Source organism: Streptomyces sp. NPDC038213, from assembly GCF_055600495.1.
Window position 1 is genome coordinate 199,837 of sequence record NZ_JBVJYM010000006.1, and the last position, 16,515, is coordinate 216,351.

Sequence of the window (16,515 nt, forward strand, 5' to 3'; positions counted from 1 at the left end):
CCGGCGACCGTTCATGCACCGTCCGGGTCGCCGTGGTCCCGGGCGAACGCCTCGAACACCTCGCGCGCCCTCCCCCCGGTGTGGAGGAAGCGGTCGTCGAGGACGGCGGCCAAGTCGTCCAGGGCGGCGCGGAGTACGGCCGCAGACGTCCGGACGTCGGAGTGGCGGGCGGCCGAGGCCTGACCTGCGAGTTCGACGGCCTTCCCGATCTGGTGGGCGAGGGAGATGCGGCCGTCTCCGTCACGGAAGTAGTACGACTCGGCGTACTGGAGGAAGTCCACGCAGGCCACGGAGACGTCAGCGGCCAGGTTGTCGAGAATCGCGGCGCCCGCGCCCGCGTCGACCTGGTCCGCGGTGGGCCGGGTGCGGGCGAGATGCGAGATCCGCAGGGCCAGGGAGCGCCGGCGTGCCAGCGCCGGGTAGATGCCCAGGGTCCAGGCGACGGTCGCACTCAGCAGGGCGAAGCCGACCAGGGACTCCATCGGCGCGACGATCCTGAGCCAGCCGTCCCCGGGGGCGATGTCACCCAGACCGAGTGTCGAGACGTGGACCAGCGACACGTACAGGGCGTCCTGGAATCCGGCGTGGTCGGCGGGCTTCAGGCCCGGGGCGTACGTGAAGGCATGGGGCATGTGCGGCCAGTAGACGAGTGCCCATCCCACGACGGCCGTCAGGGACCACGCGACCACGACCACCGCCATCCCTACGGGGCCGGCCAGCCCTGCGGCACGGCGGCGCGGGAGTGCCTTCGACAGGCGCCACACGGCGGTCATGGCCAGGCGGCTCAAGCCGCCGTGGCGGGTGGGGTGCCACAGGGTGTGGAACACGTCCCGGAGGACGAGCAGCACCAGTGCCGCACCAGCGGCGGCCGCCCACCAGCCCATTCGGATTCCTCTCCACGGAGCGGGGGCCGACCGGGTCCGGTGCGGCCCGACCAGTGGCGCCGCATCCGGCTCCGGGCCGGGCAGCCGCGGTCAGCACCCCCTGGGTGTCCTGCCTACCAGCGGGCACGCCGGGGCGGACGGGGGCTCGCCGGGGGCCGCTCGGTCCGGGAACACTCGACGGCCCCGGTCGGGGGCGACGGCTACGGCGTGCGGCTTCGGGGGCTGGGGCGGGGCGTGCCCGTTCGCTCAGCAGAACCTCAGATCCGGATAACGATCGCATCACCAGACCTGGGCAAACACCGCAAACTTTCAGTCAGTGTGAATCCCGTCACTAAAGACGACGTAAAGAGCGTGCTAGGAATACGCAACTCCGCTCCGGCCCACCCCTCGCCGGACACCCGGAGTTCCGGCCGCACCAGGCCGCGGCACCACCTGCAGTGCTCGCTCCACCTGCACGACCAAGGCGCTTCACACCCGTCCGCATCCGCGGACCGGTGGCGCCACGGGTCGCCGATCGGACAACGGCGTTCGCTCCCCGCCCGCCTTCACACACCGGCCTTCCGCACTGGGCCGGTCTGCGCCATCGAGGTTTTGCCACATGTCTCTCGACTCCTTCACCGACTCCGTCGACTCTGCGGTCAGCGGATTCTTCGAGCCCATCGCCACATGGCTCGGGGAGGTCGTCTTCTACTCCGTGCCCGTCAACGGCACCCAGCTCCCGCTGATCGTCGCCTGGCTGGTCGTCGCAGGTCTGGTCTTCTCCGCCTGGTTCGGCCTGATCCAGATACGCAAGTTCCCGCTCGCGCTGAAGGTGGTCCGCGGCAAGTACGACGAGAAGGGCTCGACCGGCGAGGTCAACCACTTCCAGGCGCTGACCGCCGCTGTCTCCGGAACCGTCGGTCTCGGCAACATCGCCGGTGTCGCCGTCGCCGTGTCCATCGGCGGCCCCGGCGCCACGTTCTGGATGATCCTCTGCGGTCTGCTGGGTATGGCGACGAAGTTCGTCGAGGTGACCCTCGGTGTGAAGTACCGCGAGGTGCACGCCGACGGATCCGTCTCCGGCGGCCCGATGCACTACCTTCCCAAGGGCCTCGCCGAGCGCTTCGGCGCCCGCGGAAAGACCCTCGGCAAGGTCCTCGCCGTCCTGGCCTCCGCGTTCATCCTGTTCTTCGGCGTCTTCGGCGGCAACCTCTTCCAGGTCAACCAGTCCTACGCCCAGCTGGTCTCCGTCACCGGCGGCGAGGACGGCATGATGGGCTCCTCGGCCGGCGCGCTGTTCTTCGGCATCCTCATCGCCGCCCTGGTCGGCATCGTCCTCCTCGGCGGCATCCGCTCCATCGCCTCCGTCACCAGCAAGCTGGTCCCGGCCATGGCCGGCATCTACATCGCCGCCTGCCTCGTGGTGATCGCCGTCAACGTCACCGCCGTCCCGACCGCGGTCTCCAGCATCATCGAGGGCGCCTTCAACCCGCAGGGCGTCGCCGGCGGTGTCCTCGGCGCGCTGATCATCGGCTTCAAGCGGGCCGCGTTCTCCAACGAGGCCGGCCTCGGCTCCGCGCCGATCGCCCACTCCGCGGTCAAGACCAAGCACCCCGCCAGCGAGGGCCTGGTCGCCCTGCTGGAGCCCTTCATCGACACGGTCGTCATCTGCACGATCACCGCGCTGACCATCGTCATCGCCAACCCGGCCAGCTACGTCGAGCTCCGCAACGGCGGCGACTCCATCGGCGGCGTGACCATCACCTCCGACGCCTTCGCCACCGTGCTGCCCTGGTTCCCGTACATCCTCACCATCGCGGTGATGCTGTTCGCCATCTCCACCGTGCTGACCTGGGGCTACTACTGCATGAAGGCCTGGACCCACCTCTTCGGCCGCAGCAGGGCCAGCCAGCTCACCTTCAACATCATCTACACCCTGTTCGCGGTCGCCGGCTCCCTGCTGACCCTGCAGACCCTCATCGACATGGCCGACGCGGTGCTCTTCATGCTCGCCGTCATCAACATCATCGGCCTGTACCTGCTGGCCCCCGTCGTTAAGCGCGAGCTCAACCACTTCCTCGACTTCGCCCGCCGCCGCGACGCCGGCCAGGACACCGAAGCCGACGGGGACGAAGACCAGGAGCCGGTGAAGACCACCGTCTGACCGCATCCCCGCGGCCCGGCTCCTTGAGCGGGCCCGTACCCACCCTCGCGCCTTGGGTGGGTACGGGCCCCCTCGCCTGACCTGGACCCATCACCGCACGTCAGACCCCTCTGGCGACATCCCGGGCCTCCCGATAGGGTGTAAAGAACGCGTCAAAACGCTCACCGCACCGGCGAGCGGACGCGGGGTGTGCCGGGAAGTCTGGTCGGCGTCCCTGGGGCCGTGTGCCCATTCACAGCCGACGCCCCGGAAGGCACCCCGCCATGAACGCTGCCCCGCCCCCGCCGCGCGCCCCCTTCCTCGGCCTGCTCCCCTGGCCCGAGCGGCGCGCCATCGCCGCAGCCCTGCGCACCGAGACCATCGGCGGACTCGTCCTGCTGGCCGCCGCCGCGATCGCCCTCCTCTGGGCGAACAGCCCTGTCGGCGACACGTACGAGCAGATACGCGACTTCCACTTCGGAATCCCAGCCCTCGGACTCGACCTCTCCGTCGGCCACTGGACCGCCGACGGCCTCCTCGCCGTGTTCTTCCTCGTCGCCGGCATCGAACTCAAACGCGAACTCGTCGTCGGCGAGCTCCGCACCCCGGCCACGGCCGCCCTGCCCGTCATCGCCGCGGTCTGCGGCATGGCCGTACCCGCCGCCCTCTACGCACTCACCGCAGGCCTCGGCGGCGGCAGCCTCGACGGATGGGCCGTCCCCATGGCCACCGACATCGCCTTCGCCCTCGCCGTCCTCGCCGTCATCTCGACGCACCTCCCGGCCGCCCTGCGCGCGTTCCTGCTCACCCTGGCCGTCGTCGACGACCTCGGCGCCATCCTCATCATCGCGGTGTTCTTCACCAGCGATCTGAACTTCCTCGCCCTCGGCGGAGCCTTCGCCGGGCTCGCCCTCTTCTACGCCCTGCAGCGCTTCCGGGTCCGCGGCTGGTGGTGGTACGTCCCCCTCGGCCTCGCGATCTGGGCCCTGATGTACAACAGCGGCGTCCACGCCACCGTCGCCGGCGTCGCCATGGGACTCATCCTGCGCACCACCCCCGACAAGGGCGAGGAATCCTCCCCCAGCGCCCGCGTCTCCCACCTCGTCCACCCCTTCTCCGCCGGTGTGGCCGTCCCCCTCTTCGCCCTCTTCGCCGCCGGGGTCACCCTCTCCGGTGATGCCCTGGCCGACGTGTTCACCCGCCCCGAGCCCCTCGGCGTCGTCATCGGCCTCGTCGCCGGCAAGATCCTCGGCGTGTTCGGCGGAACCTACCTCGCCGCCCGCTTCACCCGCGCCCGCCTCAACCCCGACCTCGCCTGGGGCGACGTCCTCGGACTCTCCGTCCTCGCAGGAATCGGGTTCACCGTCGCCCTGCTGATCGGTGAACTCGCCTTCCCCGGCCAGGACGTCACCGAACAGATCAAGGCAGCCGTCCTCATCGCCTCCGTCACCGCCGCCGCCCTCGCCGCTCTCCTCCTCCTGCGCCGCAACAAGGTGTACAAGCGTCTCTACGAGGAAGAGAACGTCGACGCCGATGCCGACGGCATCCCGGACATCTACCAGCGCGACGCCACCGCCCGAGAACACTGATCGGAGCCGCCATGGGACCGGCCCTGCTCACCGCGGCGGTCGTCGTCGCAGCCTGGATCATCCGGACCGCCGTGACGGAACTCCGGCACCCGGGCACCGCTCGTGCGGAATGGGCGTTCCTGCGGGACGCCCGTGCGCTGGCCACAGGGGGGGCGACGGCCTGCCTGCTGGGACTTCTCGGCTGGCTGCAGGCGGGCCCGGAAGGGCTCATATGGGCCCTGCTCGCCTCCGCCCTCGTCGCATACGCCGTGTCGAACCTCCGGGCTGGCTAGCAGCCCGCAAGGCCGTCCTCATACCTCGCGGCCGTCTTCCGCGGTCGGCCTCGAGGAGGCCACCCGCCGCACGCGGCGCGCCATCAGCACGAGGAGGCACGGCGCCGTTGCCACCCAGACCGCCGAGAAGGACCAGAGGAGGAGGCGGGAACCGGTCGCGGAGGCGGCCACGAACAGCACAAGGCAGACACCCAGGAGCAGGGTCGTCAGCAGACGCAGCGAGCCGGCCCCGGCCCTACCGGGCACCGGCGCCTTTTCGTGGCGGGCCCGCATCGTACGGAGCTCACGATCGATGCTCTCGTCCCCCCGGAGCTGCTCCTCGATGCCGTCGAGGATCCTCTGCTCCCGGCGGGAGAGACGGGGGTCCTTCATGGCAGCCCCTCTCCGAATGGGCGAACGGCCCTGTAGGGCGCGTACCCGGCCCGCGGGGTCCGCAACCCCACGACCGGACAGCCCACGGCGCAGCCGTACACGGCCCAGGTGTACCGCGCGGGCATCGATGCCGTACCGCGGGGGCAGTGGGAGGCGTGCGTCGCGCTGTCGCTGCCGCGCCGGCGGGCGTGGTGGGCCGTGGTGCTGCCGCAGGCGCTGCGCAACGTGCTGCCCTCGCTCGGCAACTACGTCGTCTCCATGTTCAAGAAGACCCCCTGGCTGGCCGTGATCGCCGTGCCCAAGATGGTCCACCGGGCGAACGAGTACGGCAGCACCCATTTCGCCTACCTGGAGGCGTACACGACAGCGGCGGTGATCTTCCTGCTGGCCAGCTGTCCCACCTCCCTGCTGATGAGACGTCTGGAGAAACGACTTGCCCGCTGACGAAGCAACACGCCGCTCCGAGATGATCCGCTTCGAGAACGTGGTGAAGCGGATCGGCGCGCGCACCGTGCTGGACGCCTCGAACTGAGCGTCGCGCCCGGCGAGCGGGTGACGCTGATCGGGCCGAGCGGGTCGGGCAAGACCACGATCCTGCGCCTGCTGATGACCTTGGAGCGGGTCACCGAGGGCTTCATCCACCTGGCTGGCGTCCGTACCCCATATGCCTCAGGGCCCCGCCGGAGTACTGGTGCCGACCGATGACCGCTACCTGCGTGCCGCCCGGCGGCGCGTCGGCATGGTGTGGTGGAGGCTCCGGTGCGCGTACTCGGCACCGATCGGGCGCAGGCGGAGGCCCAAGCCCGGGAGCTGCTCGACCTGGTCGGCCTCCAGGCCCACCTGCAGGCCCGCCCGGCCCGGCTGTCCGGTGGCGAGCAGCAGCGGGTGGCCATCGCCCGCGCCCTCGCCATGCGTCCCGAGGTGCTCCTGCTCGACGAGGTCACCTCGGCCCTCGACCCGGAGCTCGCGGCAGGGGTGCTGGACGTGCTGCGGGCGCACCCGGTCGTTCCTCCGCGCCGTGCTGTGACCCGCGGGCACGCGCCAGCCGCGGGCGGCGGCCACCGCACACTTTGCGCTGCCTCCAGCGCCTACCCCGCTCCTGGCAGGGTAGGCGCCGAGTGGGGACGCCAAGGGGCCCGTCAGCCTCCCCGGAGGAGCAGTCATGAAGACACAGCTGATCGGGACCACCGCAGCCGTCGTGGTGTCCTGGTGGCCATGGCTGCGATCAAGGTCGTACCCGGGTACGAGCAGGACGAGATGACCCCCGCCGACCGCCGCGCCGCCGGGCGCACGACGCGAAGCGCGGGCCGCCGATGACCGGCTGGCGGCCGCTGCCACCGGCCGAGCGGCAGCTGCCCATCGAGGACCACGGCCTCATCGGGGACGGGGCCACCTGCGCACTGGTCGGACGGGACGGGTCGGTCGCGTTCCTGTGCGCTCCGCGCTTCGACTCACCGCCGCTGGTGTGTCCGCTGCTGGACCCGGAGCGGGGCGGATACTTCCGGTTGACGGTCGCCGGAGCCACGCACAGCCGACAGCGGTACCTGACAGGAACCGGTGTCCTGGTCACGGAGATCCGGTCGGGGGACGGGACCGTCGAGATCACGGACGGGATGCCCCTGCGCCCCGACGCGGTGCTGGAGGAGGACAGCCCGGCCGGCACGGGAACCCTGCTCCGGCTCGTGCGCGTCCTGCACGGCCGGCCGGACGTCTCCCTGCGCTTCGAACCACGGGGTGGTGCGGCCGTGGAAGGATCGGCCGGCGAACTGCGGCTCCGATGCCCTGACCAGGGGTTGGAGGTCCTGCTCCGGTGCTCCCGGCCCCTGCCCGTACGGCCTGGGGAGGCCGCCCTCCGCGAAGGGGAGAGGATATGGATCGCGCTTCAGTGGCAGCCTGGGGAGCGGCTTCCGGGGCGGGTGGCCGACGACCCGCTCGCCGACACCGTCCGTCAGTGGCGGCGGTGGTCCGGTCAGCTCGTCCAGGACGTGCCCCAGCGGCGGCTCGTCCACCGGTCCGCCATCACCCTCAAGCTGCTCGACCACTTCGCCAACGGCGCCATCGTGGCGGCGGCGACCTCCTCGCTGCCCGAGAGGATCGGCGGCGACCGCAACTGGGACTACCGCTACGCCTGGATCCGGGACGCCGCCTACACGGTCTTCGCCCTGCGCCGCATCGGACTGCCGATGGAGGCCGGCGGGTTCCTGACCTGGGTCCTGGACGCCGTGCACGCCTCCGGCGGCCCGCGGGTCGTCTACGACATCGACGGGCGCCCCGCCCCCCGGGAGGCCGTCGACCCTGCCCTGGCGGGATATCGCGGATCGCAGCCGGTGCGCTGGGGCAACGACGCCGCCCGCCAGACGCAGCACGACGTCTACGGGGAGGTCCTGGACTGCGCCTTCCAGTGGGCGGCCACGGGCGGGACATTCTCCCCCGGCCTCTGGGAGGGGCTCGCCTCCCTCGCCGAGGCCGCACGCACCGCCTGGGCCAGACCCGATCACGGCATCTGGGAGGTCCGCTCGCCGCCCCGCCCCTTCACCTACTCCGCGGCCATGTGCCACGTCGCCTTGGACCGCGCGGCACGGCTGGCCCGCCGTCTGGGCCTACCCGGCGACGCCGACGGCTGGGAGCAGGACGCCCGGGCCATCACGCGGCACATCCTCGACGCCGCCTGGGACCCGGCGCAGCGGGCCCTCACCGAACACCTGGCCCCCGGCGGCGGGCTCGACGCCTCGGTACTCGCACTGCCGCTGCGCCGCGTCCTTCCCGCCGACGATCCGAGGATGGTCGCGACGTGCCGGGCGGTCTCCGAACGGCTCGACGCCGGCGGCGGGCTCCTCTACCGGTACCTGCCCGACGAGTCCCCGGACGGGGTGGGAGGACCGGAAGGGGCCTTCCTGCTGTGCTCCTTCTGGCTGGTCGACAACCTCGTCGGACAGGGACGCATCGGAGAGGCCCTGGAGCTGTACGACCAGCTGTGCTCGTACGCGAACGAACTCGGCCTTCTTCCGGAACAACTGGCGCCAGGCGACGGCATGTTCCTCGGCAACTTCCCCCAAGGCCTCAGCCACGTCGGGCTCGTCTCGTCGGCGGTACTGATCGCCCGGACCACGCACGGCCTCAGTCCCGAACTGTCCACGCACGCCTGGTTCTCGTGACCAGCCGAGGACAGGAGCCCTTCACCCGCCGGCAGGGCAGGTTCCGAGGTTGCGGCCGGACGCTCCGCCGGGCGCGGGCTCGACGCCGCGTGTGACGGGTCGCGGCAGGAGGGGCATTTCCATGCCCTGGTAGGCGATGACGTAGGCCCGGCCCGCCTGCAGGGTCTCGTACTGCTGGGCGGCCGTCCTCTCCGGCACGTCGCCGAGCCTGAAGTCGCCCTCGCTGGTGCGGATCCGCCGGTCCTGGCCGTCCTCCTCCTTGCCGCACAGGATGGCCGTCACCGTGCGGACCTCGTCGCGCTTGAGGAACTCGCTGCCGTAGAACCATGCGGCGAGAACCGCCACGATCACGAGCAGCAAGCATCCGCAGCCGGCACATCCGCCCTTTGAGGACTGCGAAGACCTCGGCGGTCCTGACGACCCTCGCGAGGAGGCGAACGGCGACTGGGGCCCTGTGAGATTCTCCGCCGCCTCCTTGTCGCGCTCCCACTCCTCCTTGCACCTGAGCTCACGGAAGTACTCATCGGAAGAGCTCACAGTCCCCACCCCCACGAGTGCCACACCGCTCCCCGGAGCCGTAGCGGTAACCTCGTGGGTGAGAACCCGGCGGCCCGGTCGGGCCCCTACCGGTCTCCGTCCTGCCCAGACAGGGCCATCGCCACTCCTGTCAGGAGAAGACTCGCGCCGATCACCAGGACGGGGAAGCCCGGACCCGGGAGAACGTACATTGCCGCCCCCAGGCAGGTGATCGGCAAGCCGACCGCCGCGAGGACCAGGCCGAGGCGCCGTTCGGCCCTGATCCAGCGGTAGAGGGTGGCGCGGTTCCACCCGGCGCGCAGCCGCTTCATCCGGCGCTCCCCGTACCACCCGAAGGCATCCAGCCGGACAGCAACGCCGACGCGGGCTGGAGCAGCAGGAGCGCCGTGCCGCCGGGCGCCGTCGCGTGGATCATGGGACTTCCGTTCGTCGGTGCCGTTCCGGAATGCGGCGCTCACCTTACCGGGGTTCGGCTGACGCGTTCATGCCGGTGACCGGCAGATCTGCGGGCAGAGCACTGCCGTCAGGAACCGTCAAGGCGGCGTAAGGGGTGCATCAAATCCGCTGCGGTGTGCCGGGAAGCCTGGTCGGCGGTCAAGGGGAGACTCTCCTCTCGCCGATAGGGGCTTGCTTTCCATGGTGCTCGTCGCAGTGTTCGGGGTCGTGCTGCTCGTCGCGGTCCTGCTGTCCGGGCTCGCCGCCCGCACCGTCCTGTCCACCTCCCTGCTCTTCCTGCTCGGCGGCGCGCTGGTCAGCGACGGCTTCCTGGGCCTGATCCGCATCACCCCGGAGAGCGGGATCGTCGCGGTCACCGCGGACCTCGCACTGTTCGCCGTGCTGTTCACCGACGGCATGCACGTCTCGTTCCCGGCACTACGCAGGAACTGGAGGAACCCGGCGCGCGCCCTGGGTCTGGGCATGCCGCTGGCTTTGGTCGGCATGGCCCTGATCACGCACTACCTGGTGGGTCTCGACTGGACGACGTCGTTCCTGGTGGGAGCGGTGCTGGCGCCGACGGACCCGGTGTTCGCCTCGGCGATCGTGGGCCGCAAGGAGGTACGCGCCAAGCTGCGGCAGCTGCTGAACGTGGAGAGCGGCATCAACGACGGCCTCGCCCTTCCGGTGGTTCTCGTCCTCATCGCCGCCACCGGCCCCACCTCGGCCCACGCGGAGGCCTCGATCGGCATGATCGGGCTGGAGCTGCTGCTGGGACTGGGGCTCGGCGTGGTGCTGCCGCTGCTGGTGGCGGGCCTGGTCCGGGTACGCAACCTCGGTGCCGAGCCCCGCCTCCAGCCACTGCTGCCGCTCGCCACCGGCATCATCCTCTACGGGCTGTGCCACATCACCCACGCCAACCCCTACCTGGCGGCCTTCTCCGCGGGAGCGGTCCTGGCGGCGGTCGCGCCGGAGGCCAAGGAGGTTTTCGAACCGCTGGGCGAGGCGGTGGCGGAGCTCGCCAAGTTCGCCGCGCTGCTGGTCTTCGGCGCCCTGCTCACGCCGGCGCTGTTCGGCGACCTGTCGTGGGGCGGCTACGCGGCCGTCGTGCTGGCGATCGTCCTCGTCCGGCCGGCCTCCCTGCTGGTGTCACTACTCGGTACCGAGTTCGAGCTGCGGGAGAAGCTGGTCGCGGCGTGGTTCGGTCCCAAGGGTTTCGCGTCGGTGGTCTACGGGCTGCTGGTCCTCCAGGCCGGCATCCCGCAGGGTGGGACCGCGTACACCCTGATCGCGGTCTGCATCGCCTTCTCGATCGTCGCCCACAGCAGCACGGACGTACCGGTCGCCCGCCTCTTCCACGTCGAGGGCGACGCCTCCGCCCCGAGCGGCGCACTCAAGTCGCCATCGGAACCGGCCGGGGATGCCTCCGACCAGGCGCAGACGGTTCCGCGACAGGGGGCTCGTGTTCGGACCTGAGACAGGTTCACCAGTCAGCCGGTACCTGCGGACGAGACGGCGTGACCGCGTCACCGGTGCCCTGGCCGGTCTCGGCGGACTGGCCTCGCTCGGCCTGACCGCTGTTGCGATCGCGGCCCTGCCGGCGGAGATCCCGGACGTTCCCGAAGAGCGGACCTACGCGGCGACGCTGCCGACCGGGGGTAGAACGGACGCACCGGCGTCGCACGAGGACATCGCGAGCAGCGGGGCGAGCGACATGGCCCAGGCAGCCGTTCCCCTCGCCGCCGACGGCCCGCTCCACTCCCTTGCGTTGACCGTCGTCACCCTGGTCATCGGCGCATTCGGCGTCCTCGCCGGCTGGCGTCTGCTCCGCCGACCCGGGTGGGGGCGGGTTGCCGGGTCGAGGAGCCTGACGACGGCCGGATGGGCCGCGCTGGGGATGATCGCCGACTCGTTCCTGATCCTGTGGCTGCTGCTCTGGTGCGGCGGACCGTACTGGCTGCATCCGCTGCTCTGGCTGCTGACGGTGGTGCCGGTCGGCATCGCGTGCACGGTGGGTATGCGGAGGGAAGGTGCTCGTGGATGACACCGACGAGAGCACTGCGGGTCCTGGGCTGGGCCGCTGCCTGGTGGTGCCTGGTGACAGGCGCGCTCTGGCTGGGCGGCCTCCTCGTAGGCCACTACGCGCCCTTGCCGGGATGTGCCTTCGGCGCGCTTTTGATCATCGCTGTCGGAGAGACCGGCGACCGCGTCCGCAGGGCGTGGACGGCCTCGGGGCGGCCCCACTGACCGTTCCGGGTTCCCGGCCCGGAGCGGCACTCGGGAGAGGCGGCCCCGTCAACGCGTCGAAGGCTTCACCGCGGTGCCGTCCGGCCAGTCCAGCAGCCGGGCGCCGATGGCAGCCGTCTGGAGGGTGTAGCGGTGCCGCGGGTCGCCGGGGTCCGCCCCGGTGAGCTTGTGGATGCGCTCCAGGCGGTACGTCAGGGCCCGGACGCTCAAGGACAGCAGACGGGCGGCCTCGGTGGCCACGCAGCCGGAATCGAAATAGGCGTGGAGCGTGTCGATCAGCGGCCCGGCACCGCCCCGGGCCTGCTCCAGCGGACCGAGGACGGTGTGGACGAGATCGGCCATGGCCTGCCGGTCCCGCCCGAGCACCGGGTAGACGAGCAGGTCCGCCGCATGCAGGACCGGACCGCCCAGGTCCATGCGTGCCGCCAGGTCGAGCGCGTTGAGGGCCTCCTCGTAGGAGTGCACCACTCCCCCGGCACCGGGATGGGGCCTGCCGATCGCTACCAGTCCTCCATCGGTGGCCGCGTACGCCTGCTTCGCGAAGTAGGCGAGGACCTCCGGCTGGTCGCCAGGGGCGACGCAGATCAGCCGGCCGTCCTTGGTCGTCAGCAGGATGTTCCGGTTGCCGAACCGGGCGAGGACGGCCGTCTCTATCCCGCGCACCATGCTGTAGCCGTCGTCGTACGGCTCCGCTCCCTGGGCCACCGCCACCGCATGGGCCTGGGACAGGCGCAGCCCGAACCGCTCGGCCCGCTCCGCGAGACGCCCGAGATCGCTGCCCCCGTACAGCAGGTCGTCGATGAACTCCCGCCGTGCTGCCTCCTGCTGCCGCACCGCCTGCTGCTGAGCCCTCTCGTACCCCTCCGCGAAGGCGTCGACCGCCTGCTCCAGAACACCCAGCAGATACGGCAGCTCCCGTACCGCCATCTCCGGCTGGATCTCCCGGGCAACGCTCAGGTGTGCCAGCACCAGGGCACGCAGCCCGATGCCGGCCTCGGCTGCCCGCTCACCCGCTGCGCGGCGGGCCTCCAGCTCCGTGCGGGTGAAGCGGCGCCCGGTGGCGCAGGCCTCCCGCAGGAGTTCCGCGCTGCCCTCCAGGTATTCGTCCGTCGTCCGCTGCTCGTCGCTCAACCCTCGCCCCGCCTGCCCCATCGCACCCGCCACTGGCCGGGGATCAGCCTGCCATGCCCCGGGCGAGGACAGGACCGCAGGTCGGGCAGCGCCTCGGAACGTCCGGGCACGACACCGGGCACCGGATGGATCCAGGCTGGGCATCGGGTCCCCCTGTCGCACAGGACCGATGACGCGCGCCGGCCCAGCCGCTCCGGCCGTCGGGGCCGGCCCGGCACTTCGCGGCACCGGCCCGGTACGCCGCACCTCCATCGCCCTCTCACGCGAGCCCGCCCGGGGCACGGGTACCGTGTCGGCCGAGCAGTTCCGCCAGCCCCCGGCGGGTGGCGGCGAGGACGACCCGGTCCTGGGCCCTGAGGACGTACCCGGGATGGAGGTCCCATACGAGGCCGGCCGCAGCCGCGGGCGACTCGACCGGAGTGGAGGCCAGGTCGGGCCGGCGGTCCTCCGGTGCGGCGGTGTCCAGGGCGACCACCCGCCAGGCACCGGGCCGGAAGGACTCCGCGATCGTCCGGCCCTCCAGTTGCGGATGGCCCGCGACTTCAAGGGCTGCGAAGAGCAGCACCCGGCGCTCTACGGGTACGGCTCCGAGGACCTGGCGGCCCATCATCGCCCCGGCGAACGCCGGGGCAGCCAGGTGCGTGACGCTGCGGCTGCGGGTCAGGGCCGCGGGGTGGGCGGCGCGCAGGGTGCGGTACACGGCCGTGGCGAAGTCGTCCTCGTACAGGCGCATGACGACGCGGAGGTCGGGCCGCACCACCCGGGCGTACAGGGCCGTCTCCAGATTGGTGGTGTCACTGCTGGTGAGGGCGAGCAGCGAGTGCGCGCGGTGGACGCGTGCCGATTCCAGGACACCCTCCTCCGTGACGTCGCCGAGAACGACGGGTACGCGCAGCCGCCGGGCAAGTGCCAGGCCCCGCGCCTCGGGGTCGGACTCCACACACACCACCGGGATGTCCAGTTCCCGGAGGCGGCCCAGCACGCGGGTGCCGATCTTGCCCAGGCCCAGGAGCACCACGTGGCCGGACAGCCCGCGCGGCGGGCGGCGCAGTGCCGTCGCCGTCCGGAAGTCCCCGAGGCCTTCGAGCGCGGCCGCGACGAGCACCGGGAGCAGGAGCAGACCGACGGTGCCCGCCAGGATCTGGAGCGTCTTGCGCTCGGTGGACTCGTCCACGGCCGGGTCGTTGATGGCGAAGATGTCCAGCAGGGTCATGTAGGCGGCGTGGAGCGGGTGGTCGCCGGTGGTCAGCCAGGCCGCCACCGCCAGGGCGGCCACGGCCGCGCCGATACCGGCCAGGGCCCAGCGCAGCCGGCGGGAGAAGAACGAGCCGACCGGGAAGGCGGCTGCCGCAAGGCGGGTCCCGGACCCCGCCTGGACCGGGCCCGTGTGGGCAACGGCTTCCAACGCGACGATGCCTCGTCCGGTGGCGGCGGCCACGGCCCGGTCGTCGGGCAGCAGTTGCGGTCCGCTGTCACCGCTGGCGTCGGATCCCTCGGCCCCGGCGGGGTCCCGGGTGGTCGCCGACAGCAGGGCGAGTGTGCACAGGCCGGGGTCGGCGACCTCTCCTCGCCCGGGCGGGGTCCGCTCCACGGCCCGCAGGAGGAGGCCGTCGGCCTGGACCACCTTGCTGGTTCCGGCGATCGCCGAGGCGGCCAGGGCGGGCGCGGCGGTGTCCGCGTCCGAGAGGACGGTGGTCGAGACGTCCAGCTCCCGCAGGTCGAGTCCCGGCTCGGCGACGATGGCGGCCTGGTCCAGCAGCTCCTCCAGGTGCTGGCCGAGGCGGCGGTTGTAGAGCCGGATGACCAGGCGGAGGCGCGGGTTCAGACGTCTGGCCACGAGTGCGGCCCGGACGTTGGTCTCGTCGTCCTCGTAGACCAGTGCCAGGGCGGCGGCACCGGACGCCCCCGCAGCGGCCAGCGCGTCCTCGTCGGGCTGCGCGGCCTCGACCACGCGCAGGTCCGCGATGGGCACCTGCTTCGCGGCCCGCGATCGTCGCGGCCCCGCCACCGGGACCCGGGCGAGCAGACCGGGGACGCGTCCCCGACCCCGCCCCACGGCCGGCTGCGGCTCACGGTCCTCGGGCACCACCAGGGTGACGGGTTCGCGGTAGACGTCACGAAGCTCCGCGGCCAGCCTCCGGGCCAGCCCGTCGTCACCGCAGACGATCATCCTGCCTGCGGAGTCGGGGAGTTGGCCTGTCGACGAATCGATCATCGGGCAAGCATGCCGTGGCCATCGGCCTGTCAGTCAACCGGGGCGGCAAGGGCGCGGGGGCGTGCGCGGCGGGTGCGGAGCGCGGCGCCGGCGAGTACGGCCAGGAGAGCAGCCGCGTACATCACGGTCCCGGCGCCGGGCAGCGCGCGCGAGGTGAGGTAGGCCGCGGCTCCCGCGACGGCCACGCCGAGCCATTCCCAGCGTCCGTCGAGGGCCACGAGCGCGATCAGGAGCAGGGCGTACCAGGAGTAGCCGGGGGTGGTCAGGAGGAAGGCGGTGCCGGTGGCGAGGAGTGCGCCGGACCAGGGCCGTGCAGGGTCGCCTCGGCGGATCACGTGGAGGCTGACGGCGAGCATGCCGATGAGCACGGCCGGCAGCGCCCAGGAGTCGGGCAGGACGAGGCGCAGCAGGGCGTACCGGTTGCCGGAGGCGGCGTCCTGGTAGCCCTCCTCCTCGGCGTATCCGGCGAGGTAGCCCAGGACCGAGGAGTCGGAGAGCAGGACGTACGGCAGGTAGAGGGCCGTGAGCACACCGGCGGCGGGCAGCAGGATGGCGGCGAAGTCGCGGGGCCTCCGTACGCCGGAGAGTGCGCCGGGGAGCAGTACGGCGGGCAGCAGCTTGGCTGCCGCGGCCAGCCCCAGCAGTGCGCCGCCGAGTGCCCGGTGGCGGACCGTCAGGACGAGGGCGGCGACGGACAGGAGGACGGCGAGGACATCGACGTGGGCATTGTTGACCGCTTCCACGGCCACCGCCGGACACCAGGCCCACCAGGCGGCGTTGCGCGGATCGCCGCGGCGGCGCAGCACCCGCAGCAGCACCAGGGTGGTGGCCACGGCCAAGAGCACGCCGCCGGCTTGGAGCGCCTTGTGGCGGACCCCGTCAGGGGAGAGTACGTGGACGGTGAGGAAGTACACCTCGCCGGCCGGCGGATAGATGGTGTGCACCCGGGGCCGGTTGATGCGGGTGCAGCCGCCGTCCGGCAACGACGAGAGATCGGGCCGACCGCAGTGGTCGCGGGACGGGAAGAGCCAGTCGTCGCGGAGCGGGCTGAGGGCAGGGTCCGCCGGGGCATGGTCGTACGGGGAGGTTCCGGCGGCCTGTACCCGGCCGTCCCACGCGTAGCGGAAGGAGTCAGTGCTGGTCCCGGGGCCGGCCGCCAGGCCGGTGGCAGCTACGGCGATGCCGCCGGCCAGGACCAGGGCCGCGACGTGCCGGGCGGGGGTGCGGCGCAGCCACCAGGCCGCCGCTGCGAACAGCGCCCAGCAGGCTGCGTACCGCCAGGAGAGTCCGGCCGGGTCGGCGTAGTAGCCGTCGTAGCGGACGGTGAGCACGAGCGCGGTGGTGAGGCCCGCCAGCAGGAACGCGGTCGCCGCGGTGGCACCGAGGCCGCGGCGGCTGCCGCCGCGGGGACGGGTCTCGCGGATGGCGGGCGCCGGGGCCGGCGGTTCAGGGGGCGAGTCGGTCGGATCGGGGCGGGGATGGCTCACGGGCCCACCCTGGCAGGGGCTCTCCCGCCCGACCGGTCGGCGCGGCAGGCCGTTCGTGTTCCGTAAGGT

13 protein-coding genes and 2 pseudogenes are annotated in these 16,515 nt (G+C 72.1%); 8 read left to right on the forward strand and 7 right to left on the reverse strand.

The window, feature by feature from the left end; all coding sequences use genetic code 11:
• Positions 1-11: 11 nt before the first annotated feature.
• Entirely contained in the window at positions 12-884 is an 873-nt protein-coding gene (locus ACZ7JZ_RS12400) for a potassium channel family protein (RefSeq protein ID WP_470936895.1), read from the reverse strand.
• Positions 885-1,482: 598 nt separating this feature from the next.
• On the opposite strand from ACZ7JZ_RS12400, the gene ACZ7JZ_RS12405 reads away from it, so the two are divergent.
• The 3 genes from ACZ7JZ_RS12405 to ACZ7JZ_RS12415 all read left to right on the forward strand — a co-directional run bounded on the left by ACZ7JZ_RS12405 (position 1,483) and on the right by ACZ7JZ_RS12415 (position 4,867).
• Positions 1,483-3,027, forward strand: coding sequence for an alanine/glycine:cation symporter family protein (locus ACZ7JZ_RS12405; RefSeq protein ID WP_470936898.1), 1,545 nt, complete (start codon positions 1,483-1,485; stop codon positions 3,025-3,027).
• A 263-nt stretch (positions 3,028-3,290) separates the two neighbouring features.
• Positions 3,291-4,595 carry a Na+/H+ antiporter NhaA gene (nhaA, locus tag ACZ7JZ_RS12410; RefSeq protein ID WP_470936901.1) on the forward strand — a complete coding sequence of 435 codons (1,305 nt, stop codon included), beginning with the start codon at positions 3,291-3,293 and terminating at the stop codon, positions 4,593-4,595.
• Between the two features lie 11 nt (positions 4,596-4,606).
• Complete coding sequence (locus ACZ7JZ_RS12415) at positions 4,607-4,867, forward strand: hypothetical protein (RefSeq protein ID WP_470936904.1); 261 nt, start codon at positions 4,607-4,609, stop codon at positions 4,865-4,867.
• A gap of 18 nt (positions 4,868-4,885) precedes the next feature.
• Here ACZ7JZ_RS12415 and ACZ7JZ_RS12420 read toward each other — a convergent pair whose 3' ends face one another.
• Positions 4,886-5,239, reverse strand: coding sequence for a DUF3040 domain-containing protein (locus ACZ7JZ_RS12420; protein WP_470936907.1), 354 nt, complete (start codon positions 5,237-5,239; stop codon positions 4,886-4,888).
• A 96-nt stretch (positions 5,240-5,335) separates the two neighbouring features.
• Here ACZ7JZ_RS12420 and ACZ7JZ_RS12425 point away from each other — a divergent pair.
• From ACZ7JZ_RS12425 to ACZ7JZ_RS12435, 3 genes and pseudogenes are all read left to right on the forward strand, one after another.
• Positions 5,336-5,683: pseudogene (locus ACZ7JZ_RS12425) on the forward strand (ABC transporter permease subunit); the annotation flags it as partial.
• 108 nt (positions 5,684-5,791) lie between these two features.
• Positions 5,792-6,127: pseudogene (locus tag ACZ7JZ_RS12430) on the forward strand (ATP-binding cassette domain-containing protein); the annotation flags it as partial.
• Between the two features lie 425 nt (positions 6,128-6,552).
• Positions 6,553-8,394: a glycoside hydrolase family 15 protein gene (locus ACZ7JZ_RS12435; protein WP_470936910.1), complete on the forward strand. Its 1,842-nt coding sequence runs from the start codon at positions 6,553-6,555 to the stop codon at positions 8,392-8,394.
• Positions 8,395-8,415: 21 nt separating this feature from the next.
• Here ACZ7JZ_RS12435 and ACZ7JZ_RS12440 read toward each other — a convergent pair whose 3' ends face one another.
• Both ACZ7JZ_RS12440 and ACZ7JZ_RS12445 read right to left on the reverse strand, forming a co-directional pair.
• Positions 8,416-8,745 (reverse strand): hypothetical protein, encoded by a 330-nt coding sequence (locus tag ACZ7JZ_RS12440; protein ID WP_470936913.1) that lies wholly within the window; start codon positions 8,743-8,745, stop codon positions 8,416-8,418.
• 272 nt (positions 8,746-9,017) lie between these two features.
• Positions 9,018-9,242, reverse strand: coding sequence for a hypothetical protein (locus ACZ7JZ_RS12445; RefSeq protein ID WP_470936916.1), 225 nt, complete (start codon positions 9,240-9,242; stop codon positions 9,018-9,020).
• A 325-nt stretch (positions 9,243-9,567) separates the two neighbouring features.
• On the opposite strand from ACZ7JZ_RS12445, the gene ACZ7JZ_RS12450 reads away from it, so the two are divergent.
• Entirely contained in the window at positions 9,568-10,842 is a 1,275-nt protein-coding gene (locus ACZ7JZ_RS12450; RefSeq protein WP_470936919.1) for a cation:proton antiporter, read from the forward strand.
• Positions 10,829-11,410, forward strand: coding sequence for a hypothetical protein (locus ACZ7JZ_RS12455; RefSeq protein ID WP_470936922.1), 582 nt, complete (start codon positions 10,829-10,831; stop codon positions 11,408-11,410). The genes ACZ7JZ_RS12450 and ACZ7JZ_RS12455 overlap by 14 nt, the downstream gene beginning before the upstream one ends.
• A gap of 251 nt (positions 11,411-11,661) precedes the next feature.
• Here ACZ7JZ_RS12455 and ACZ7JZ_RS12460 read toward each other — a convergent pair whose 3' ends face one another.
• From ACZ7JZ_RS12460 to ACZ7JZ_RS12470, 3 genes are all read right to left on the reverse strand, one after another.
• The gene (locus tag ACZ7JZ_RS12460) at positions 11,662-12,744 is read right to left on the reverse strand and encodes a PucR family transcriptional regulator (protein WP_470936925.1); all 1,083 of its coding nucleotides are present in this window, start codon (positions 12,742-12,744) and stop codon (positions 11,662-11,664) included.
• Positions 12,745-13,003: 259 nt separating this feature from the next.
• Positions 13,004-14,914, reverse strand: a complete 1,911-nt coding sequence (locus tag ACZ7JZ_RS12465; RefSeq protein WP_470937440.1) for a potassium channel family protein — start codon at positions 14,912-14,914, stop codon at positions 13,004-13,006.
• Between the two features lie 74 nt (positions 14,915-14,988).
• The gene (locus ACZ7JZ_RS12470; RefSeq protein ID WP_470937442.1) at positions 14,989-16,290 is read right to left on the reverse strand and encodes a glycosyltransferase 87 family protein; all 1,302 of its coding nucleotides are present in this window, start codon (positions 16,288-16,290) and stop codon (positions 14,989-14,991) included.
• Positions 16,291-16,515: the final 225 nt, after the last annotated feature.